This is a genomic window from Paraburkholderia dipogonis (genome assembly GCF_046027395.1).
GTDB lineage: Bacteria > Pseudomonadota > Gammaproteobacteria > Burkholderiales > Burkholderiaceae > Paraburkholderia > Paraburkholderia dipogonis_A.
This window is the reverse complement of sequence record NZ_JAQQEG010000007.1, coordinates 18,435-39,137: the sequence shown is the minus strand read 5'-3', so window position 1 is coordinate 39,137 and position 20,703 is coordinate 18,435. Positions and strand designations below refer to the sequence as shown.

General features: G+C 62.7%; 19 protein-coding genes and 1 pseudogene. 4 read left to right on the top strand and 16 right to left on the bottom strand.

What is annotated here, in order from left to right; all coding sequences use genetic code 11:
- Positions 1-18: 18 nt before the first annotated feature.
- From PQR32_RS09105 to urtA, 8 genes are all read right to left on the bottom strand, one after another.
- Positions 19-1,104: an acyltransferase family protein gene (locus PQR32_RS09105; RefSeq protein ID WP_408224726.1), complete on the bottom strand. Its 1,086-nt coding sequence runs from the start codon at positions 1,102-1,104 to the stop codon at positions 19-21.
- A gap of 53 nt (positions 1,105-1,157) precedes the next feature.
- Complete coding sequence (locus PQR32_RS09100; RefSeq protein ID WP_408224723.1) at positions 1,158-2,846, bottom strand: hypothetical protein; 1,689 nt, start codon at positions 2,844-2,846, stop codon at positions 1,158-1,160.
- Between the two features lie 414 nt (positions 2,847-3,260).
- Complete coding sequence (locus PQR32_RS09095; protein ID WP_408224720.1) at positions 3,261-4,142, bottom strand: urease accessory protein UreD; 882 nt, start codon at positions 4,140-4,142, stop codon at positions 3,261-3,263.
- A gap of 116 nt (positions 4,143-4,258) precedes the next feature.
- Positions 4,259-4,951: an urea ABC transporter ATP-binding subunit UrtE gene (urtE, locus tag PQR32_RS09090; RefSeq protein WP_408214726.1), complete on the bottom strand. Its 693-nt coding sequence runs from the start codon at positions 4,949-4,951 to the stop codon at positions 4,259-4,261.
- 45 nt (positions 4,952-4,996) lie between these two features.
- Positions 4,997-5,860: an urea ABC transporter ATP-binding protein UrtD gene (urtD, locus tag PQR32_RS09085; RefSeq protein ID WP_408224717.1), complete on the bottom strand. Its 864-nt coding sequence runs from the start codon at positions 5,858-5,860 to the stop codon at positions 4,997-4,999.
- Positions 5,857-7,041 carry an urea ABC transporter permease subunit UrtC gene (gene urtC, locus PQR32_RS09080; protein ID WP_408224714.1) on the bottom strand — a complete coding sequence of 395 codons (1,185 nt, stop codon included), beginning with the start codon at positions 7,039-7,041 and terminating at the stop codon, positions 5,857-5,859. The genes urtD and urtC overlap by 4 nt, the downstream gene beginning before the upstream one ends.
- Before the next feature lies 1 nt (position 7,042).
- Positions 7,043-8,680 (bottom strand): urea ABC transporter permease subunit UrtB, encoded by a 1,638-nt coding sequence (urtB, locus tag PQR32_RS09075; RefSeq protein WP_408224711.1) that lies wholly within the window; start codon positions 8,678-8,680, stop codon positions 7,043-7,045.
- A gap of 203 nt (positions 8,681-8,883) precedes the next feature.
- Entirely contained in the window at positions 8,884-10,182 is a 1,299-nt protein-coding gene (gene urtA, locus PQR32_RS09070; protein WP_408224708.1) for an urea ABC transporter substrate-binding protein, read from the bottom strand.
- A 377-nt stretch (positions 10,183-10,559) separates the two neighbouring features.
- Between urtA and PQR32_RS09065 the strand changes: the two are divergent.
- A pseudogene (locus tag PQR32_RS09065) lies at positions 10,560-11,060 on the top strand (aminotransferase class III-fold pyridoxal phosphate-dependent enzyme); the annotation flags it as partial.
- A gap of 84 nt (positions 11,061-11,144) precedes the next feature.
- Here PQR32_RS09065 and PQR32_RS09060 read toward each other — a convergent pair.
- From PQR32_RS09060 to PQR32_RS09025, 8 genes are all read right to left on the bottom strand, one after another.
- The gene (locus tag PQR32_RS09060; RefSeq protein WP_408224705.1) at positions 11,145-12,704 is read right to left on the bottom strand and encodes a DUF3443 domain-containing protein; all 1,560 of its coding nucleotides are present in this window, start codon (positions 12,702-12,704) and stop codon (positions 11,145-11,147) included.
- A gap of 32 nt (positions 12,705-12,736) precedes the next feature.
- Entirely contained in the window at positions 12,737-13,189 is a 453-nt protein-coding gene (locus PQR32_RS09055; protein WP_408224702.1) for a DUF2844 domain-containing protein, read from the bottom strand.
- Positions 13,190-13,334: 145 nt separating this feature from the next.
- A complete protein-coding gene (locus PQR32_RS09050) occupies positions 13,335-14,654 on the bottom strand; it encodes a DUF3443 domain-containing protein (RefSeq protein WP_408224699.1) in 1,320 nt (439 codons plus the stop codon).
- Positions 14,655-14,684: 30 nt separating this feature from the next.
- Entirely contained in the window at positions 14,685-15,155 is a 471-nt protein-coding gene (locus PQR32_RS09045; protein ID WP_408224696.1) for a DUF2844 domain-containing protein, read from the bottom strand.
- 100 nt (positions 15,156-15,255) lie between these two features.
- A complete protein-coding gene (locus PQR32_RS09040; RefSeq protein WP_408224693.1) occupies positions 15,256-15,441 on the bottom strand; it encodes a hypothetical protein in 186 nt (61 codons plus the stop codon).
- Positions 15,438-15,728: a TolC family protein gene (locus PQR32_RS09035; protein ID WP_408224690.1), complete on the bottom strand. Its 291-nt coding sequence runs from the start codon at positions 15,726-15,728 to the stop codon at positions 15,438-15,440. Before PQR32_RS09035 ends, PQR32_RS09040 begins: the two co-directional genes overlap by 4 nt.
- Before the next feature lie 16 nt (positions 15,729-15,744).
- Entirely contained in the window at positions 15,745-16,068 is a 324-nt protein-coding gene (locus PQR32_RS09030; protein ID WP_091796474.1) for a rhodanese-like domain-containing protein, read from the bottom strand.
- A 57-nt stretch (positions 16,069-16,125) separates the two neighbouring features.
- Positions 16,126-16,779 (bottom strand): protein-L-isoaspartate O-methyltransferase family protein, encoded by a 654-nt coding sequence (locus tag PQR32_RS09025; RefSeq protein WP_132375767.1) that lies wholly within the window; start codon positions 16,777-16,779, stop codon positions 16,126-16,128.
- A 310-nt stretch (positions 16,780-17,089) separates the two neighbouring features.
- Between PQR32_RS09025 and PQR32_RS09020 the strand changes: the two genes are divergently transcribed.
- From PQR32_RS09020 to PQR32_RS09010, 3 genes are read left to right on the top strand one after another with little or no spacing between them, the layout of a single operon-like run.
- On the top strand, positions 17,090-18,169 hold the full coding sequence (locus PQR32_RS09020) for a LacI family DNA-binding transcriptional regulator (protein ID WP_408224686.1): 1,080 nt from the start codon (positions 17,090-17,092) through the stop codon (positions 18,167-18,169).
- 3 nt (positions 18,170-18,172) lie between these two features.
- The gene (locus PQR32_RS09015; protein WP_408224683.1) at positions 18,173-19,660 is read left to right on the top strand and encodes a sugar ABC transporter ATP-binding protein; all 1,488 of its coding nucleotides are present in this window, start codon (positions 18,173-18,175) and stop codon (positions 19,658-19,660) included.
- Positions 19,641-20,654 (top strand): ABC transporter permease, encoded by a 1,014-nt coding sequence (locus PQR32_RS09010; RefSeq protein WP_408224681.1) that lies wholly within the window; start codon positions 19,641-19,643, stop codon positions 20,652-20,654. Before PQR32_RS09015 ends, PQR32_RS09010 begins: the two co-directional genes overlap by 20 nt.
- The last annotated feature ends 49 nt before the right edge of the window (positions 20,655-20,703 follow it).

Sequence of the window (20,703 nt, the reverse complement as noted above, 5' to 3'; positions counted from 1 at the left end):
CTGTGCCAACGACCCAAGTCACGCACGTGACTTAGCGGTCTTGTCAGGACTCCGCGGAGCGGCACCCGAAAACGGCGTGCCTGCGCTCCGCACGGCCGCAGGTTCCTCGAAGCCCGCCCAACTCGCGATTCCAAGACGCTTCGTTATCAAATAGATCGCTATCGGTAGCGCCAAACCGGCCGCACTACCGAGCACCAGGTGGACAAGTGGCTGACTGATGCCGCGGGCCAGCAACGCGTTCCAGACCAACGCGGTTGCAAACACATGCAGGAGGTAGACCGGCTTCCACGAGGAGCCGATCGACGCGATCCAGCGCGACCTTCGCCATATCGGCAAGCACCGCCCAACGGAAAGGGCTGCCGCGATACCCAGAAAACTCGCCAGCAGTGAATATAAGTCCAGATAGTGGCCTAAACGTTGCCCCATGATCGCGGCGGCTGCAAACGCGATTCCGGATGCCAACGCGACGCGAAGGCCAGAGGCGGAGTCGCTTTGCCGCACCGACCGGGAGCCAAGCAGCACGCCGGACAGAAAGAAGACAAGGCCCCAACACGTCATGGTGACGACGCCCCAGTGACTCCGTATCGCGACGGTGGCGCTGACGAGGATCATCGCGACAATCAGGCCGCGATTTGCCACCGTCAACGCACATCGGACCTTTGTGGGCCGTGGCCATACCGTGATGCACGCGACGATCTGACAGATGAGCAGCGCGTAAAGAAACCAGAATTGGCCAACGGGTGCCGATGCCAGACGAGTCAACTCGAACTGCTGGGCCGCGTAGTCTTTATAGTCGGCGACGAGCCATTGCACAGCCATCTGCAATATCGACCAAAGCAGATACGGATAGAGCACGGCTAGGGCGATTGATTTCAGCAGCCCGGCGCGTGAGCGTTGCAAACACGCTAGCGTACTCATGCCGAGAAGGAAGAAGACCGTCGGGTATCCCAACATGCTTGCGGCGTACTGAAGAATCTTCAGGACACGAGACACGTGCCCATCCTGCAGAAAGCCGGCATCGCTGACCCGGCGCAGCACCTCGGCGCACACGATCGCAATGATGGAAATTGCCAGGCCGCCTCTGATGCGCTCTTCTTTCACCATTCCCTCGTTCCGGTTCATGTTGCCATGCGATGCGGCCGGCCCTTCACGCAGTGCTAAAGCTGGACATCGAAAATCACGCACCAGTTGTCGAGGCGCATCGATTCCCGTCCGTCGTTGAACCGGATCGCGTCACCCTGTGAGTCCCGCAGATTGCCACGCGGACCATAACGGCTTCCCGCGACGCCAACGCCGTTGAATGCGTACTCGACATGCGTACCAGTAGGAATAGGCGATTGGGCCGTAATGCTCACCTCGTCGGGTCCGGTGATCGATACCGACCGGATCGGCAGCAAGTCGCCGGACGGCAGGCGCAACGAGAAACCATAATCCGAATTGCCGGCAACCTGCGTCGTGTCCCATCTGAGAGGAGGGGCGGGGACATTGAAGCGCAGCACGGCCGTCGTGCCCTCGCGTCGCCAGTTCAACGGTTCGAGAGGCGTCCACGTCTGTTTGTCGATCAGAATCCTCTTCAGGACCAGCCCATAATAGGCGCCCATCCATTCGGTGCTGCGATTGTCGGTATGTCCACCGTCCACGTAGCGAAAGAGATACATCGGCACAGCCAGATGAATGTGTGGATCTTCGTGACTGGCCTCCAGCAGCGCGAGCGCGATGTGCGGATACTGCTGGTCGAAATGGCGATGCGTGGCCACTTGATACGTGATCATCTCGACGTCCTGCTTCTGTCCGGTTTTTGCCTTGGCATCGCGATCGACGTCGGCCCGTAAGCTCCTCAGCTTCGCAATGTAAGTTGGAATCGATGTCTGGCTGGAATCGTCGGCTTCCCCTTGCGTCCACGTGATTGCGCCGACGCCGTAAGTCTTGCCCTGGGCGTCAGCGAGCCGCTTTCCCTGAGCGATGTCTTGCAGCAGTTGAGAGTAATAGCGCCCCGGCGCCGACAGCGTCGCAATGTCCATCGATCCCTCACCCGGTGCCGATCCAATGAACCGGTAAGGGAGATCCGCGTGACTTTGCAGATTCTCCTGCTCGATCAACTGCATGGCCATATTCAACGTCCCGCTGGTCGGCGTCTCGGCCTTGTCACCCCACTGAGTCTCGACTAACGGTACGAACTGCTTGTACGCCACCTCGACGCCTTCGCTTTGCACACCGTCTTGAGCCCGCACCCCACCGTTGAATCGCAGCGACGAATAACGCTGACGGGTGGACAGCACGGGTTTATTATAAAAACCCTGGCTGAGCGATTGGCCGTAGCTAATGACGTGGGTGATATCCCAAGGCGCTGCGCCATGCGGAGTCCATGCCGAATAAGCCGGCTCGATGCGCCCATCGCCAGAACCTGCCTGTGATGCGTCGAAGATAGTCGTCGCAGACAGCGCGCTTGCCGCCGATACTTTCTGCACCGTCCAGGCTCCGGCCGACGAAGCAAGAACGAACTGAACCCGGCTCCCCGGTCGCCCGTCAACGTTTTGCACCACTACGCTAGCCTGGTTGCCGTCGACTTGCGTGTCATAGGTTTCAGGCAGCGCCCTCAAACGATCGCAGGCAGTCGCTGTCGACACATGCAAGAGCTGCTGGAATAGGCTTTTCACTTCAGCGAGCGCGACGGTCCCGGCTCCGCACGTTGTGCGGTTATATCGCCACAGCGGGTCGAACTTGTCTCTCCATGCGTGCACTGCGCTTTCGATTCCGCGATCCTCTGGAGAAAAGGCCGCGCGACTATCATGCTGCGAGCACGCGCAGCATATGATTGCCAACAGGACGAGGTGTACGAAACGCATTGGGAGATCCTTAGCGTTCATCTGCGCCGGACGATTGTAAGGGGATCGCGGAATGCGTTATGTGCGACCTCGCACGTAAGTGGCCGCATGGACCCAAGGCTGGGACATACGATCTAAATGTCCAGACGTTTCAAGACATGCATGTACGAAGAGTTTCAAGACATGCATGTACGAAGACCGCGACGGCGCGCGCAGCGCCGCTGGAAGAATGACTGCTTTGTCACCGACGCGAAATGTGCGAGAACACGGATTCCAGATGCACCACTACCGCGACTGTGCGAGAGACCCACTTATAAGCTGGCGGTGTGAAGCCGCTTTCTTAGGTGCCGCCCCGCACAGGGGCAACGCTAATAGACCACCATGAAATCAAGGAAAGGCCCAAGGCCAACACCGCAAAAACCACAGCCAACCACCTCAAGTAGTCCAAATCCGCAAAGGCACCCCATCAACCCCATGCACAACCGGCCGCAATTGAAGCCAGCATTTGGTGAACGCACGCTGCAGCATCTCCATCGACCTTGAAACACCGCGCACAACCAACAGCCCAGAAGTAACACAAGAAGCCGCAACCCGAACAGAATCATCAAACGGCAACTGAGCAGTCAGCCATTCAGCAAGCGCATCATCACAACCCGCACCAACGGCCCAAAGCGTCCCATAAGCAGGAAACCCGGCCAGCCCTTGAGCGGCATCGCGCAGCGAATCATTGGCTGCGAGACTCGCACGCTCAAACCACAGCAACTCGCCACCAGCCCCAACGATCCGCGACACCGCCCCCAAGCTACCCTCTGACCACCGTTCCCCAGCAGCCTGCCGCCCAAGCTGCGTCGCATCCCACCCAATCGCAGTCGCGCCTTCCCCAAGCGTCAACGAAAAATCCAGCTTCGCATTCGCATGATCGAAAACGATATTATTCTGCGGCAGCCAATCGAGCTTAGCCCGCTCGCCGACGCGCACGGCGATATGCTGCTGCGCTTCACGTCCATTGGACTTGTACCACTTGGTCGCCCCCGGCGTGGTGATAACAGCATGCGCCCCGTCACCGACCGAAACATCAATAGCAAGCCGATCCCCACCCGCGATCCCACCCGGCGGATGCACAATCACCGCATGACAGACGCCATGTCCTTCGGGATAAAGCGGCCTCTGAACCCGCAACGGCCCATCATGCAACCGATGCTTGAGCGTAGTCCGTTCGCCATCCTTGACGAACCCAAGTTCAAGACGCGCGCGCCATAGCGAATGCTCACCGGCCTGAGCGGCAGCGAGCGTAACGTGATTTTCGTGAAGCGACATGCGAATGGAGTGCGACCAGACGAAGAAAAGCCAAGCGTGCCTGCGCACGTCAGACAGCGCTCAACCGCGCTGACACAGGATGCATCGAGAATAGCACGCGCGATGTCTAACGCCGCTCACACGGCGATCAACGCCCGCACACCATCCGCATCCATATTGGCGCCTTCGCCGCCCGCGATGATCTCCCCTCGGCTCATCACCCAATACCGATCGGCGATGTCCTTGGCGAAGTCGTAATACTGCTCGACGAGCAGCACCGTCATGCCCATTTCCTCGACCAATTGACGCAGCGTGCGGCCGATATCCTGAATGATCGACGGCTGAATGCCTTCGGTGGGTTCATCGAGAATCAGCAATTGCGGGTCGCTCATCAACGCCCGCCCAATGGCAAGCTGTTGCTGCTGACCGCCGGAAAGATCGCCACCGCGGCGGCTGCGCATATCCTTCAGCACCGGAAACAGTTCATAGATACGATCCGGGATTTTCTTAGGCGCCTTCTTGCTGGCGGCGCCCACTAACAGATTTTCTTCAACGGTCAACCGCGGAAAGATATCGCGCCCTTGCGGCACATAAGCGAGGCCCTTCTCCACGCGCGAATAGGTCGGCAGCTTGGTGATCGGCGCACCGCGCCAGGCGATCGAGCCGCTCTTCGTCTGCACGACGCCCATCAGGCAGCGCAGCAGCGTGGTCTTGCCCACGCCGTTGCGGCCCAGCAGAACGGTGAGTTTGCCGTCGGGCACGGTGAGCTTCACATCGCGCAGAATGTGGCTGCCGCCGTAGTACTGGTTCAGGTTTTCTACTTCTAGCATGTCCGTTCGACCCTTTCTTTCTGCGACCCGTTTCACCGACCCGTTTCACCGGCCCAGATAAGACTCGATGACCGTCTCGTCGCGCTTCACTTCGTCGAGCGTGCCGTGAGCGAGCACGCGTCCTTCGGCCATCACCGTGACCTTGCCGGTCTCGCCCGATAGCGCCGCCACGAACTCCATATCGTGCTCGACGACCATCATCGAACAGGTGCCGCGCAGATGATTGAGCAACTCGGCGAGCTGCATGGTTTCGTCGTCGGTCATGCCAGCGGCCGGTTCGTCGAGCAGCAGCAGCGCCGGCTGCTGCATCAGCAACATGCCGATTTCAAGCCGTTGCTTCTGACCGTGCGAGAGTTCGCCGGCGAGCCGCCGCGCTTCGCTCTCCAGACCGATCAACGCCAGCGTCTCTTCAATGCGCGCTTGCGCCTCGCGATCCAGACGCGCACGCAACGAGGCCCACCAGCCCTTGTCGGCCTTCATCGCGAGTTCGAGGTTTTCCCACACGGGATGCTGTTCGAACACCGTGGGCTTCTGAAACTTGCGGCCGATGCCCGCACGCGCAATCGACGGCTCGTTCATCCGCGTCAGGTCGATCGACTGGCCAAGGAACACCTTGCCGGAATCCGGCTCCGTCTTGCCGGTGATGACGTCCATCATCGTCGTTTTGCCGGCGCCGTTCGGACCGATGATGCAACGCAATTCCCCGGCATCGATGGTCAGCGTCAGTGCATTCAACGCACGAAAACCGTCGAAGCTCACGGTCACGTCTTCGAGATACAGGATCGTGCCGTGCGACACGTCGATCTCGCCGGGCACGACCGTGCGGCCCATGCTTGCGACGCCGCTTAACGAGGTTTCAGCGGGTTCTTCCGGTAAAGCCAGATCGGGAACCATCGGGTTTTCGTTCATGAGCGGTTCCTCTTGCGCGTCACGAGTTCGATCAGCCCCATGATGCCGTTCGGCAGCAGCAGCGGGACCAGCACGAAAATCAGACCGAGAAAGAACAGCCAGTATTCAGGGAAGTTCGCCGTAAAGAAACTCTTCGCGCCGTTCACCGCGAAGGCACCGATGATCGGGCCGATCAAGGTGCCGCGTCCGCCCACGGCGACCCAGATCGCCATTTCGATCGAGTTGCCCGGCGACATCTCGCCCGGATTGATGATGCCGACCTGCGGCACATACAGCGCGCCGGCAATGCCGCACAACACGGCGGACACCGTCCACACGAACAGCTTGTAGGCGAGCGGGCTGTAGCCGAGGAACATCAAGCGCGTTTCGCCGTCGCGCACCGCGGTCACCACGCGGCCGAGCTTCGAGGTGACGATCGCCCGCGCGCCGAGGAAGGCAAGGATCAGCACCGCGAACGTAATCAGCAGCAACGCGGTGCGTGTGCCCGGATGCGTGATCGGAAAGCCGCCGATGCGCTTGAAGTCGGTAAAGCCGTTATTGCCGCCGAAGCCCGTTTCGTTGCGATAGAACAGCAGCATTGCGGCGAAAGTCATGGCCTGCGTGATGATCGACAGATACACGCCCTTCACCCGCGAGCGGAACGTGAAGAAGCCGAACACCCACGCGACCACCGCCGGCACCAGCACCACCAGCAGCAGCGCGTAGCCGAGATGCTGCGTGCCTTGCCAGTACCACGGCAGCTGATGCCAGTCGAGAAACACCATGAAGTCGGGCAGGTCGCTGCCATATTTGCCTTCGTGGCCGATCGAGCGCATCAGGTACATGCCGATCGCGTAGCCGCCGAGTGCGAAAAAGAGCGCGTGGCCGAGGCTCAGAATGCCGCAGTAGCCCCATACAAGGTCGAGCGCCAGCGCCGCGATCGCGTAGCACATGAACTTGCCGGTGATCGTCATCGCGTAGGCGGACAGATGCAGCGCGCTCGTCTCCGGAACAACCAGCGTGGCGAACGGCACGCCGAGACCGAAGACGATGATCAACGCGATCAGCGCGAGCCACGCGCGCCGCGACAACAGCGCGGGACGCGGCGGCAGGCCGAGCGCGAAGCCCGTTTGCGCTTCGCGTCCGGCGAGCGCGCCGCCGCTGGTTGCGCCGACGTGAGCCGATGAGGTTGCAGATGTCATCTCATGCCTCCGCGCTACGGCCCTTGAGGGCGAACATGCCCTGCGGACGCTTCTGGATGAACAACACGATCAGCACGAGCACCGCGATCTTCGCTAGCACCGCGCCCCAGAACGGTTCGATGGCCTTGCTGATGAGCCCGAGACCGAAGCCGCCGATCACCGTGCCGGCCAGTTGACCAACGCCGCCCAGCACGACAGCCATGAACGAATCGATGATGTAGCTCTGGCCGAGGTCCGGCCCGACATTGCCGATCTGCGAGAGCGCACAGCCGCCTAACCCGGCGATGCCCGCGCCGAACGCGAACGCATACGAATCGACCCGCGCGGTTTTCACGCCGACGCAGGCCGCCATGCGCCGGTTCTGCGTGACGGCGCGCACGAAGAGACCGAGACGCGTTTTCGTGAGCACAGCCCACGCGATGCCGACCACGATCAGCGAGAACGCGAGAATCGCCAGCCGGTTGTACGGCAGGATCAGATTGGGCAGCACGGTCACGCCGCCACTCATCCAGGCCGGGTTGACCACCTGCACGTTTTGCGCGCCGAACAGCATGCGCGTCGCCTGAATCAGAATCAGGCTGACGCCGAAGGTGGTCAGCAGCGTTTCGAGCGGACGGCCATAGAGATGCTTCAGCACCAGCCGTTCGAGCACGATGCCCACCAGTCCCGCGGCGACGAACGAAGCCGGAATGGCGAGCAGCGGATACCAGTCGAATGCGCCGGGCGCGAAGCGCTGAAAGAGGTTTTGCACGACGTACGTTGCGTAGGCGCCGATCATCAGGAATTCGCCGTGCGCCATGTTGATGACGCCGATCAGACCGTACGTAATGGCAAGGCCCAGCGCGGCGAGCAGCAGCACGCTGCCGAGCGACAGGCCCGCGAACAGCGTGCCGGCAATCTGGCTGCGGCGCTGGATCGCATCGAGTTCGTCGATGCCACTTTGGGCGGCGGCGCGCACGCGGTCGTCGGGCTCATTGAAGGTGCCGTCGGGCTTCTTCGCGACCAGCGGCCGCAGCAGTTCGTTCATGTCGAGATCGTGCCGCGCGGCGACCAGTTGCACGGCTTCGAGGCGCTTGGCCGGATCGGCGTCGTGCAGGGCCGTCATCGCCCACAGTGTGTCGAGGCGCTTCTTCAACGCGGGATCGGTTTCCTTCGCGCGAGCCGCGTCGACGAGCGGTTTGATCGACGGATCCGGATTCTGCAGCAGCGAGGTGATTGCGGCGTCACGCGTCGCTTTGTCCGGCGAATCGAGTTGCACGCCGGACAGCGCGCCGGCGACTTTCGAGCGCAGCAGGTTGTTCAGCGTGACCGGTTGAGCGTCGCCAGCGGCGACGGTCTTGCCGGTCACCGCGTCTTTCGCCGTATCGCCGTCTTGAAGCAGCACGGCGCCTGCGTCGGTGGCGAGCGCGCTGTCTTCCGATAGCGCTTTGAGAACCGCCATCGATTCTTTGTCGTGATTGGCGATAAGCTTGTCGATGGCCGCGGATTTCGCGTCGAAGTCGTCGCCGGCAAGCGGCGCGACATCGGCCTGGGTCAGCGCGAACGCGGCGAGCGGTGCGCTGGCGAACAGCACGAGCGCCACGCTGGCGATGCTGCGCCGTGCAACTTTTCGTGCGGATATCAGGAATGAAAACGCCATGATGGCCCTTGATGAAAAACCGGCGGAGCGGCGCGGCATTGTGGCAAGCGCTCTTGCCGCGCTGTCGGGTTGCTGCGGGCGAAGGTCGTGCCTTCCGGACGGCCGATCAAGGCACGAACGCAGGCGCGGTGGGCGCGCCCGCGAGATCGCAATTGGCGTGTCACCGGCGGCTGGTTTCGCCGCCGCCGTAACACGCCTTCCTGTCAGGCGACGCGCGAGCGCTTCAGGAACGCCGGGATCGAGCTGACCACATCCGGCTTGCTCGAATTGCCGGCAATGAACGGGCTCCACGGCTGCGCGCGGATCGCGGTCTTGGTCCGCCACACTACGTTGAACTGACCGTCGGCCCGCACTTCGCCGATCATCACCGGCTTGTGCAGGTGATGATTGCCGTCCATTTCCAGCGTGAAGCCCGACGGCGCCGCGAAGCTCTGGCCGACCATCGCCACGCGCACCTTGTCGACGTCCGTGCTCTTCGCCTTCTCGACCGCCTGCTTCCACAAATGAATGCCGACGAAAGTCGCTTCCATTGGGTCATTGGTTACGCGCTTGGTGCCGCCCGGCAGGTTGTTCTGCGCGACCCATGCGGCCCATTGCTTCTTGAACTTTTCGTTGGCCGGATTGCGCAGCGACATGAAGTAGTTCCATGCCGCAAGGTTGCCGACCAGCGGCTTCGTATCGATACCACGCAGTTCTTCCTCGCCGACCGAAAACGCGACGACCGGCACGTCCGACGCCTTCAGCCCCTGGTTGCCCAGTTCCTTGTAGAACGGCACGTTCGAGTCGCCGTTTACCGTCGAGATCACCGCGGTCTTGCCGCCTTGCGAGAAGGTCTTGATGTTCGCGACGATGGTCTGATAGTCGCTGTGGCCGAACGGCGTGTAGACCTCCTGGATATCGGCTTCCTGCACGCCCTTCGACTTGAGGAACGCGCGCAGGATCTTGTTGGTCGTGCGGGGGTACACATAGTCGGTGCCCAACAGGAAGAAGCGCTTGGCGCCACCGCCTTCCGCGCTCATCAGGTATTCGGTCGCCGGAATCGCCTGCTGATTCGGCGCAGCGCCCGTGTAGAACACGTTGCGCGACATTTCCTCGCCTTCGTATTGCACCGGGTAGAACAGCAGGCCGTTCAGTTCCTCGAACACCGGCAGCACCGATTTGCGCGACACTGAAGTCCAGCAGCCGAACACCACGGCGCACTTGTCCTGCGTGATCAGCTGACGTGCTTTTTCAGCGAAGAGCGGCCAGTTCGACGCCGGGTCGACCACCACCGGCTCCAGTTGTCGGCCCATCACGCCGCCGTTCTTGTTGATGTCCGAGATGGTCATCAACGCGGTGTCCTTGAGCGATGTCTCCGAGATCGCCATCGTGCCCGACAGCGAATGGAGAATCCCCACCTTGATCGGACCGCTGCCGGACTGCGCCTGCGCAAACGGAACCTGACCTGCCAGCGCCAGCGCGCCCGACATGGAGCCGAACTTCAACAGACTGCGACGTTTCATGTGCATCCCCTTGCCATTGATGGTGACTGTTTATGGGCGTCGATTTCAGCCAGCAGGGCTTGTCCCGCATGACTTGCCGCTTGTGTACTGCAAGGCACATGCCATGCAGTAAATTCGACTTGAACGGCGGGGAGCGCATGCTGCAGCGCGGCTGTGCGGCGGGCGGCTTATGCGGAATACGGCGCACAATTGGTGCAGCATCGGACGATGCGCCTCGTTCGGGTGCGCGCCGCGCCGCAACGAAGCGCACGGATCCGCCAGCGGGCATCGGCGGTGCATCGCCGCCGCCCCTTTGTGCATGGGCCGCGCTCTCCCTACACTGAAAGTCCACTCGCGCGAGGAGACACGACATGAATGAGCGCGCCGGCGTTAAGCCACCCGATATGTTGACCATGGCCAAGAGCACCAACAATGCGGCCGCGCCGATGGGTGCAGTAGCGGCGAGCGCGAAGATTCACGACTCGATCGTGAACGGTGCGCCGGGCGGCATCGAGCTGTTTCATGGCTATACCTATTCCGGGCACCCGATTGCGGCTGCTGCGGCGTGCGCAACGATCGATGTGTATGAGCGAGATCAATTGTTCGAACGGGCCGCGCGGATGGCACCGGTGTTTGAGAAGGCGATCCATAAGCTGCGAGGCGAGCGTCGTATGATCGATGTGCGCAATCTTGGATTGGTGGGTGGGGTGGAGTTGGCGCCGCGTTCAGGCGCGCCTGGGGCGAGGGCTTATGACGTGATCGTGCGCTGCTTTGAGAAGGGCGTGTTGACGCGTTATACGGGCGACATTCTGGCGTTCTCGCCGCCGCTGATCGTCGAAGAGGCACAGATCGACGAGATCTTTGGGACGGTGGCGGAGGTGTCGAGGGAGGTGGAGTAGGTCGGGTCGGGTAGGGGCAGAAAACGGCCGGCGTCGTGTGGCGCTGGCCGTTTGCATTGCTGGACTTGCGTAGTGGACGATCGATCAGAAAGCGATGAACGGCCCCGGTTGCTTGCCAATCATCACGTCGTTGATCGCGGTGTACACGCTGCGGCCGAAGAAGAACGGCAGGCCCCAGATGAACATGCCGGCCGAGGGCGAGCCGAGGCTGTCGTAGGCCGCGTACTGATTTGCCATCAGGTTCCAGCCGTTGGCCAGCGAGAACGGTACGTTGATGGATGCGGGGGCCTTGTCGACGCCTGTGAGAATCGCGGACAGGCTGAGCGTGGCGGCCGGCACGTACCAGTCACCGGAATAGGGCACTGTATAGTCCACGAAGATGTTCGCGTTGGAGCCGCTGTCGATGGCGCTGCTAAACGTATTGCCCTTGTAGATGGTCGAAAAATAACCGTACTGGTCGAGCGCGAGAATGTTCGGCTGCGCTGGCATGGCGTTGTTCTTCTGCGTGCCGATGCCGAACACCAACTCACCCGTGACGCTCGCCTGGCCGCCTGCGGGCAACGCAGGCAGACGGATGATCGCGCCGTTGTTGTCGGACGTGAAATCGGCGACCGGATTCATGACCTGCGTGTCGAGCGGAACACGTGTGTTCGTGCATGACGTCGCGGACGTGCAGTAGTAGTAAGCCGATGGCAGCACGGTCTGGGCCGCGGCGGGGAAATCGCGCCGCGCCGGGCCGATGCCGATCACGCCGTTCGCGCCGAGCGCGGCCGCCGAGCCAAGGTTGTACACGCCGCGCGACTGGCAGTCCGCCGGCGTCGCGTACTGGCCGTCGGCAATCACCTGCAGCGGCATGTTGCCCGCGGTCTTGCTGCCGATCGTGACGTCGGCGCGCTTGATCGACCCCCACGTGTAGCCCGAGCCGAATACGGCGCATTCGGCGACCGACGCGTTACCGGTCGGATCGTCGGTGGCGCCGGATTGCGTCGGCAAGCGAGCGGCGAGCGCGGAACCCAACGCGCTGCCGAGCACGCGCACGCCGACCGAGCCGGTGTCGAGTAGCATGTGATCGACGGTCGCGCATTGATTGCTGCCCTGAACGCCGGGGATGCAGATCGTCGCGGTTACGTACGGCATGTTCGCGTAGTTGCCCGTCCATCGCTCGACGGTGATGGGGGCGGTGTTGGAGGTGGGAGTTGGGGTTGGTGTTGGAGTTGGTGTTGGTGTTGGTGTTGGAGTTGGTGTTGGAGTTGGAGTTGGTGTTGGAGTTGGAGTCGGAGTCGGAGTTGGTGTTGGAGTTGGAGTTGGAGTTGGAGTTGGTGTTGGTGTTGGAGTCGGCTTTGGAATTGGCGTAGGTGTGGGCGCTGGAGTTGGCGTAGGCGCAGGGCTCGGAGCAGGCGTCGGCGCTGGAGTCGGTGTAGGGCTCGGAGCGGGCGTCGGAGCGGGACTCGGCGTAGGCGCAGCACTCGCGCCCGGCGACGAAGCCGGTGTCGTGCCCACGGACCCCGACGCTGGCTTGACGTTATTTTTCGCCGCATTGGCGCTGCCATCGTCGCCGCTGCCACTGCCACCGCCACCACAAGCGGACAGCGCCACGCTGGCACCCAGAAGCGCGCAGCAAAGCGTCTTGTTCAAAGTTGTCATGTTTGATGTGTTGGATGAATCCGCGCGCCGCTTCATTGCAGTTGCTCCACGCGAACATTGGCGGGAACGAGGCGCGGCAGATACGCCTTACCGAAAAAGCGTCCCGCACGACCAGCCGACTCGATATGGAATTCGCCGTTGTGTTCGATCATCGGGCCGACGCCGCGCGCGCGTCCGGCGGCCGCATTCGTGAAATTGGGCAAGTAGCTGCCGAGCAGCGTGCTCATGTCCGGGCGCACCGGGCCTTGCCAGGTGACGGCAAATACCACGTTGCTGGGCAGGACGTATTCATGAATCGTGACGCCATCTGCGCCATACGATGCGCGCATCGTGTACGGCGTGACTGCCGTGGACGTGTCGAGCGAAACCGCCGATCGGAGCAACGACGGCGGCGCCGCGCCAGTACCCGGTGCACCTCCCAATGCCGCATAAGAAGCCAGCGGCAACACGCCCGCCACAGCCAGCGCGACCTTCACAAAATTCATCACATTGCTCCAGAACACAGATCGGAGCATGGTGCCAGCGGGGCGTTATTGGGATTGCCTGAAAAGTCTCAATCGAAAATCGGAAATGGCGCGAGGAGACGCTGTCATTAAGCAGCGCTTCCCGCGTCGGCCACGCAGTCGGTCATCAAAACGCGATGAACGGTCCTGTCAGCTTGCCGACCTTGGCATTGCCAATCACGTTATAGACATCGCGGCCATAGAAGAACGGCAGTCCCCACAGGAACATGTTGTCGTCACTATTCGAAAAGTACTGGCCGATGTTGATGAACGCGGCATTCCCGCTTGCCATGAGAGTGTCGGCGTTGTCGATTGAAAACGGCATCTGGAGCGGCGCGCTCGTTCCGTTGTTCGGCTCGATCGTCGCGGTCAGATTCAGCGTACTCGTCGGCGTGTACAAGCCGTCAATGGAAACCGGAATCAAGCTATCCGGGAACGCGTAGCTAAGGGTGCCGCTATCAATCGCGCTTTGATTGAACACCTGCCCCTTGTACTGCGTCGTGAACGCACCGTATTTGTCCAACGCAACGACAGTGGCATTCGCCGGCAACATATTGTTCTGCTGCGTGCTGACGCCGAACACCAGCTGGCCCGTGACGCTTGCCAGGCCCGCGGCCGGCACGGCCGGCAGACGGATGACCATGCCGTTGTTGTCCGTGGCGAATGCGGCAACCGGATTCGTGACCTCTCTGCTCGCCAGCATGCGCGTGCTGACGCAACTGTTTTGCGATGGGCAATAGTAGTAAAGGCCGGGCACCGCCTTGGTCAAGGCATCGAGGGAGTCGCCTATGAAGTTGTCGATGCCGAGAATGCCGCTGACTCCCATCACGTCGAGGGACCTGCCCAGGTCGTGGCCGTTGTGCGCGATACAGTCGTCCGGCGTGGAGAACGCGCCATCGGAAACCACCTGGATCGGAATATTGCTCGCCGTCTTGCTGCCGATCGTGATATCGGCGCGCTTGACCGAGCCCCAGGTGTAGCCCGACGCGAACGGCGCGCACTCGGTAATGGGCGCCGAGCCGACCTTGTCGTCCACGGCGCCGGCTTGTGTGAGCAGCAGAGGAGCCAGCGTGGGTATCGCGCGGGCTGAAATGCGCACGCCTGTCGAGCCGGTGTCCACCAGCATGTTGTCGACGGTCACGCACTGGGGCGCGCCCCGTGTACCCGGCACGCAAACCTTGATCGACGCGAGAAGCCGGTTGATATTGCCCGTCGATTTATCGACGCGAACCGGCACCGTGTTGTCGCCGGTAGCAGGAGTGGATGAATTGTTCGAACTACCGGAATTGCCGGAGCCGCCTGGCGGCGGGATCCAGTCCGGCGTAGCGTTCCAGCCGATGGAGTTACCGCCCTGATTGCCGCCCGAGCTTCCGCCGCCGCCGCATGCGGAAAGCGCGATCCCCGCGATGGCCGTGGCGAGCCGGAGCGTCTTCTTCAATGTGTTCATGTTTTGTTTTCCCATAGCTCGACGCAGGTCTTATTGCAAATCGCCCGGACGCACGCCGGCCGGCATCAGACGAGGCAGCCAGGCCATACCGCTGAAGCGCCCCATGCGGCCAGTCGACTCGATGCGAAAGTCGTCATTGCCGTCGATAAGCGGTCCCGTGCCGGTCGCGCGGCTTTGCCCGGCGTTGACGAAGTTGGGAAAGTAGCTGCCGAGCAGCGCCGTCATGTCCGGACGGATCGGTCCGTTCCACTTGACCGCGAACACGACGTTCCCGGGCAGCACGTATTCGCGGATGGTGACGCCGTTGGCGTCGACCGACTGGCGCATGGAGTAGGGCGCCGCGTTCGCGGGTTGAGCCGCAGGCGTCGCGGCGGCGGGTTGCGGCGTGGCGCGCAGCATGGCTGGCGAGGATGCGCCGGCGCTCGGCGCACCGCCCAAGGTGGCATGCGACGAGAGCGGCAACAGGGTTGCGGCTAGCATCGCGATCTTCGAAAGTCTCATCACATGGCTCCCCAAAAAGGTCGGAAGCATGGTGCCTGTGTGAAGCTCAGGAAACCGTATGAAATTTCGGAAGCGAATGCGTGAAGTGGCGCAACGAAAGCTAGCCGTTAGTGTTCAGCTGAAGGGGCGGCTTGGCAGCGGCGCTAGTTGAACTGGGTGCGAGCCGCACGATCAGATCGTGGCGAGCCTGCGCAAACGACGCCTGCGCCGAATCCACCGCGGGCCTGCCCTGCGCATAGCCGTACCCGCTATCGACGTGAATCAGCGGCTGCGTGAGCGAAATCACGTAGCCGTTGCTGTTGCCCCAAAGGAAGAAGGAAACCCGCCGCCGAAATCGGTGCTCTGGCGGCTCGCGGTGAGCGACGCCGAGACTTGCGGCAGCAGCTTGGCGCGCGCGAGCGGCAGTTCTTCGCTATGGGCGGCGAGCAAGGCGCGTGCGCTTCGCAGTTGCGCGTCGTTGGAGAGCGCTTCGTCGTAGAGCTGGGAGAAGCCGACGGCCTGCGCGGGTCGTGTGTGAAACGCGCAAGCCAGCGCCAGAGCGGCCGCGAGGACCGGCAGGCGCTGGCGCGTCATTGCAGCAGGGCGGGGGTCAGTAAGTCGGAACGGACGGGTCGACCTGACGCGACCACGCGTCGATCCCGCCTTGCAGATTGAAGACGTTGGTATGGCCGCGCGACTCGAGGAACATCGCGACCTGGGCGCTGCGCGCGCCGTGATGGCAGACGCAGACGATTTGCGCGTCGTCGTCGAGTTCTTCGCTGCGCGCGGGAATCTCACGCATCGGAATCGACACGGCGCCGGCGATCGACGCCGTCTGGATTTCCCACGGCTCGCGCACGTCGAGCAGCACGGGCGCGGGACGCGAAGTATCGGCAAGCCATTCGGCGAGCGCCGGAGCGGTCAGATTTTGCATCAGCAGAACATCCAGTTCAGAGGACGGCGGGCGTGGCCGCCGTCCGGATCGTGTGAATCAGAACTTGAAACGCGACGGCTGCACGGCGTTGATGAGCGGCTCGACATACGTTTCGAACACGTCGGCAATGCGGTATTGCTTCTCGTCGATACGCGTGATGATCTGCGCCTTCATGACCGGCGCGGTGCCGACGAACGCCGCCAGACGGCCGCCGATCTTCAGATGGTCGAGCATTTCCTGCGGCAGCACCGGCAGGCCGCCCGACACGCAGATGACGTCGTACGGCGCGGCGCCGGCCCAGCCGCGCGCGGCGTCGCCGGTGGTGACTTCTGCGTTCAGCACGCCGTTGGCGATCAGGTTGGTCTTCGCCAGTTCCGCCAGTTCCGGTTCGATGTCGACCGTCAGCACGTGTTGCGCGCGGTGCGCGAGCAACGCGGCCATGTAACCCGAGCCCGCGCCGATTTCGAGCACGCTTTCGTGTTTCTTCACCGCCAGTTCCTGCAGCACGCGCGCTTCGACACGCGGGGCCAGCATGTGCTGGCCGGCCGGCAGCGGCACTTCGAAGTCGACGAAGGCCAGCTCGCGATACACGGCGGGGACGAAGTTTTCACGCTTGACGATCGAGAGCAGATTCAGCACGTCCTGGTCGAGCACTTCCCAGGGGCGGATCTGCTGTTCGATCATGTTGAAACGCGCTTGCTCGATGTTCATGGTGGGTTCGACTGTATGGTTTGGCGAGTTTTGCGGGGTTTTGCTGATTTTGCCGGGTTTGCTATCAGCCACTGACCACCGGCCTCGCAGCACGACTCAGCGCGCAAGGCCCGTCAGGGTAACTGCGGGATTGTACCAAATGACGGTGCCGATCCACGCCCTCGCGGGCAGGGCGCCGTCCGTCCCCGAGACGAAGCGCGGCATTGCCGGGACTCGAGCGCCCCCGTGTTAATCCCTAGCGATCTATCCTTGCGCTTCCGGTGTCTATCGCTCAAAAATGTAATCGATTACATTTTCAAGGCGAGTTCACTTGTCCAGATCGTCGTCCACGAAGGCTTCCACGGCGGTGTCCGCGGCGCATCCCCAGCCCGGCGTCAAGCCATTGCGCGGCGCGGCCGATGGCATTTCGATTGCCGGCGTGGCCGAGCAGGCGGGCGTCTCGGTGGCGACGGTGTCGCGCGTGCTGAACGGCCACGAGAACGTGCGGGCCGCCACGCGCGACAAGGTGCTGGCCGCGATCGATGCGAGCGGCTACCGCGTCAACGAACTCGCGCGCAACCTGCGCACCGCCGAGAGCCGCCTGCTGTTGACCATGGTCCCGGACGTCGGCAACCCTTTTTACGCAGAGATCGTGCGCGGCATCGACAGTGTGGCGCGCCAGCACGGCTACTTCATGCTGCTGTGCGACACCGGCGCCGATCCGGGCCGCGAGCGCAGCTACTTTGATCTGCTGCGGCGGCGGCGCGCGGACGGCGCGATCTGTCTCGATCCGGCCACCATCCAGCAGGCGCTTGGCGAGGCCTCCAGCGCGCTGCCGTGGGTTGCGTGCTGCGAGTTCGACCCGGCGATGGGCGTGCCGTACGTGGGCATCGACAACTACCGCGCAGCGGGCGATGCCGTCAGGCATCTGCTCGCGCGCGGCCACCGGCGCATCGGCCTCATCAATTCCGATGTGGATTACCTGTACGCGCGGCAGCGTCAGCAGGGTTATCTGGACGCGTTGACCGAAGCGGGCATCACGCCGGACGAACGCTGGCGCATGAACCTGAACAGCCTCGACTATGAAGCGGGCGCGTCGGCCGCGGCCACGCTGATGAATCAGCCACAGGCGCCGAGTGCGATCTTCGCGGTCTCCGATACGCTGGCGATCGGCGTGATCCACGGCTTGCGCAGTGTCGGCAAGCGCGTGCCGGACGACATCGCGGTGGTCGGCTTCGACGATATCTCGCTCGCCGCGCAGATCGATCCGCCGCTTACTACCATCGCGCAGCCCATGCGCGAACTGGGCGAAACCGCCGCGCGTCTGTTGCTACAGCGGCTTGCCAATCCGTTGGCGAACGTGCCGGGCGTGCTTCTGCCGCATCGGCTCGTGATTCGCGGGAGCGCGTGAATCATGAGCCTCGCGATCCGTTTCGACGATATCCGCAAAGACTTCGGCCCCGTGCGCGTGCTGCACGGCGTGAGCTTCGAGCTGACGCCGGGGCGTATCTACGGGTTGCTCGGCGAAAACGGCGCCGGCAAGTCCACGTTGATGAAGATCCTTGCTGGCTACGAGACCGCAACCTCGGGCAGCTTGCTGATCGACGGACATGCGCACCAGTTCATCGGTTCGCGCGACGCCGAAGCGCAAGGCATCGTGCTGATCCACCAGGAGTTCAATCTCGCCGAGCATCTGACGATCGCGCAGAACATGTATCTCGGCCATGAAAAAAAGCGCGGCTGGTTCGTCGACGATGCTGCGATGAACACGGAGGCCGCGCGTTTTCTCGCGCAGGTCGGCCTTGAAAAAGCGCCGGACACGAAGGTGCGCGAGTTGATCGTCGCGGAAAAGCAGATGGTGGAGATCGCCAAGGCGCTGTCGCGCCGCGCGCGGCTGCTCATCATGGACGAACCGACCGCAACGCTCACGCCGTCCGAGACCGAGCGCCTCTTCACGCTGATGGCGAAGCTCAAGGCCGACGGCGTAACCATCATCTACATCTCGCACAAGCTGGATGAAGTGGAGCGCATCACCGACGAAGTGATCGTGATGCGCGACGGCCGCTTCGTCGCGCGCGGCGAAACTGCGGGACTCGCGCGCCAGCAGATGGCGAACCTGATGGTCGGCCGCGAGCTTTCCGACATGTTTCCCGACAAGATCACTGTGTCCGCCGACGCGCCGCTCGCGTTGAAGGTGGAAGGCCTGGCTGTGCCGGATTGGGTGGAAGACCTGAGCTTCGACGTGCGCGCCGGCGAAGTGCTCGGTTTCGCGGGACTGGTGGGCGCGGGCCGCACCGAAGCGTTCGAAGCGATCATCGGCTTGCGCAAGCGCACGGCGGGCCGCATTGAAGTCGCCGGACGTCCCGCCGATCTGAAAAGCCCGCGCGACGCAATGCGCCACGGCATCACATATCTCAGCGAGGACCGCAAGGGCAAAGGCCTGCACGTGAACCTGAGCCTGCAGGACAACGTCACGCTGATGACGCTCGAACGCTACGCGCATCCATTGCTCGACATGAAAGCGGGGCGCGCCGCGTTGACCAAAGCCGTGAGCGAATTCGGCATCCGCACGGGCGACCTGTCGAGCCGCGCCCGCATGCTGTCCGGCGGCAATCAGCAAAAGCTCGCGCTCGCCAAATTCCTGCAACCCGACCCGAACGTGATCGTGCTCGACGAGCCGACGCGCGGCGTCGATGTCGGCGCGAAACGCGACATCTATTTTCTGATTCATCGCCTCGCCGCGCAGGGCCGCGCGGTGATCGTCATTTCATCCGAACTGATCGAGCTGATCGGCCTGTGCCACCGCGTCGCCGTGATGCGCGCGGGACGCCTGCAAGCCACGCTCACGCTCGAGCATCTGACCGAAGAGGAGTTGATCGCCCATGCGACCGGCACCCACTGAAGCCGTGCAATCCGGCCGCGCGTTGCGCTTCGCGCATCGACTGTATGCGCTCGGGCCGCTCGTCGGACTGATCGCGCTGTGCGTGATCGGCACGCTGCTCAACCGCGATTTCGCGACCATCGACAACATGATGAACGTGCTCACGCGCACGTCGTTCATTGGCATCATCGCGGTCGGCATGACCTTCGTGATCATTTCGGGCGGCATCGATCTGTCGGTCGGCTCGATGGCGGCGCTGATCGCGGGCAGCATGATCTGGCTGATGAACGGACTCGCGGCGGGCGTCGGCGGACACGCGTTCCCGCCGCTGGTGATTCTCACGCTCGGCATCGTGGGCGCGCTGATGCTCGGCGGCCTGTTCGGCTGCGCGCACGGCTTGCTGATCACCAAAGGACGCATCGAGCCATTCATCGTCACGCTCGGCACGTTGGGCATCTTTCGCGCGGTGCTTACCTGGCTCGCCGATGGTGGGGCGCTGACGCTGGATAACTCGCTATCCGATCTGTATGGCCCGGTGTATTACGCGAGCCTGTTCGGCGTGCCGGTGCCGATCTGGGTGTTCCTCGTGGTGGCGGCGGGCGGCGCGCTGATTCTCAACCGCACCGCGTTCGGCCGTCACGTGCAGGCGATCGGTTCGAACGAACAGGTCGCGCGTTATGCGGCGATTCGTGTCGACACGGTGAAGATCGTCACCTACGTGTTGCTCGGCATCTGCGTGGGCGTCGCCACCGTGCTGTACGTGCCGCGGCTCGGCTCGGCCACGCCGACCACTGGTTTGCTATGGGAACTCGAAGCGATCGCCTCGGTGGTGGTCGGCGGCACCGCGCTCAAGGGCGGCGAAGGCCGTGTGATCGGCACGGTGATCGGCGCGATCCTGCTCTCGGTGATCGCCAACATTCTGAATCTGACCAGCATCATCAGCGTGTATCTGAACGCGGCGGTGCAGGGCGTAGTGATTATCTTCGTCGCGTTCGTACAACGTGGACGGCGGTAGCGGCGGCGCTTCAAATTGCGCCTTGAATTTGCAATCACGGCGAGTTGAG

Coding starts and splice junctions, on each gene's coding strand:
- PQR32_RS09060 (WP_408224705.1), bottom strand. CDS start 12,704: ATGACAACTTTGAACAAGACGCTTTGCTGCGCGCTTCTGGGTGCCAGC.
- PQR32_RS09105 (WP_408224726.1), bottom strand. CDS start 1,104: ATGGTGAAAGAAGAGCGCATCAGAGGCGGCCTGGCAATTTCCATCATT.
- urtC (WP_408224714.1), bottom strand. CDS start 7,041: ATGACATCTGCAACCTCATCGGCTCACGTCGGCGCAACCAGCGGCGGC.
- urtA (WP_408224708.1), bottom strand. CDS start 10,182: ATGAAACGTCGCAGTCTGTTGAAGTTCGGCTCCATGTCGGGCGCGCTG.
- PQR32_RS09035 (WP_408224690.1), bottom strand. CDS start 15,728: ATGACGCGCCAGCGCCTGCCGGTCCTCGCGGCCGCTCTGGCGCTGGCT.
- PQR32_RS09010 (WP_408224681.1), top strand. CDS start 19,641: ATGCGACCGGCACCCACTGAAGCCGTGCAATCCGGCCGCGCGTTGCGC.
- PQR32_RS09030 (WP_091796474.1), bottom strand. CDS start 16,068: ATGCAAAATCTGACCGCTCCGGCGCTCGCCGAATGGCTTGCCGATACT.
- PQR32_RS09015 (WP_408224683.1), top strand. CDS start 18,173: ATGAGCCTCGCGATCCGTTTCGACGATATCCGCAAAGACTTCGGCCCC.
- urtB (WP_408224711.1), bottom strand. CDS start 8,680: ATGGCGTTTTCATTCCTGATATCCGCACGAAAAGTTGCACGGCGCAGC.
- PQR32_RS09055 (WP_408224702.1), bottom strand. CDS start 13,189: ATGAATTTTGTGAAGGTCGCGCTGGCTGTGGCGGGCGTGTTGCCGCTG.
- urtD (WP_408224717.1), bottom strand. CDS start 5,860: ATGAACGAAAACCCGATGGTTCCCGATCTGGCTTTACCGGAAGAACCC.
- PQR32_RS09045 (WP_408224696.1), bottom strand. CDS start 15,155: ATGAGACTTTCGAAGATCGCGATGCTAGCCGCAACCCTGTTGCCGCTC.
- PQR32_RS09025 (WP_132375767.1), bottom strand. CDS start 16,779: ATGAACATCGAGCAAGCGCGTTTCAACATGATCGAACAGCAGATCCGC.
- urtE (WP_408214726.1), bottom strand. CDS start 4,951: ATGCTAGAAGTAGAAAACCTGAACCAGTACTACGGCGGCAGCCACATT.
- PQR32_RS09100 (WP_408224723.1), bottom strand. CDS start 2,846: ATGCGTTTCGTACACCTCGTCCTGTTGGCAATCATATGCTGCGCGTGC.
- PQR32_RS09095 (WP_408224720.1), bottom strand. CDS start 4,142: ATGTCGCTTCACGAAAATCACGTTACGCTCGCTGCCGCTCAGGCCGGT.
- PQR32_RS09050 (WP_408224699.1), bottom strand. CDS start 14,654: ATGAACACATTGAAGAAGACGCTCCGGCTCGCCACGGCCATCGCGGGG.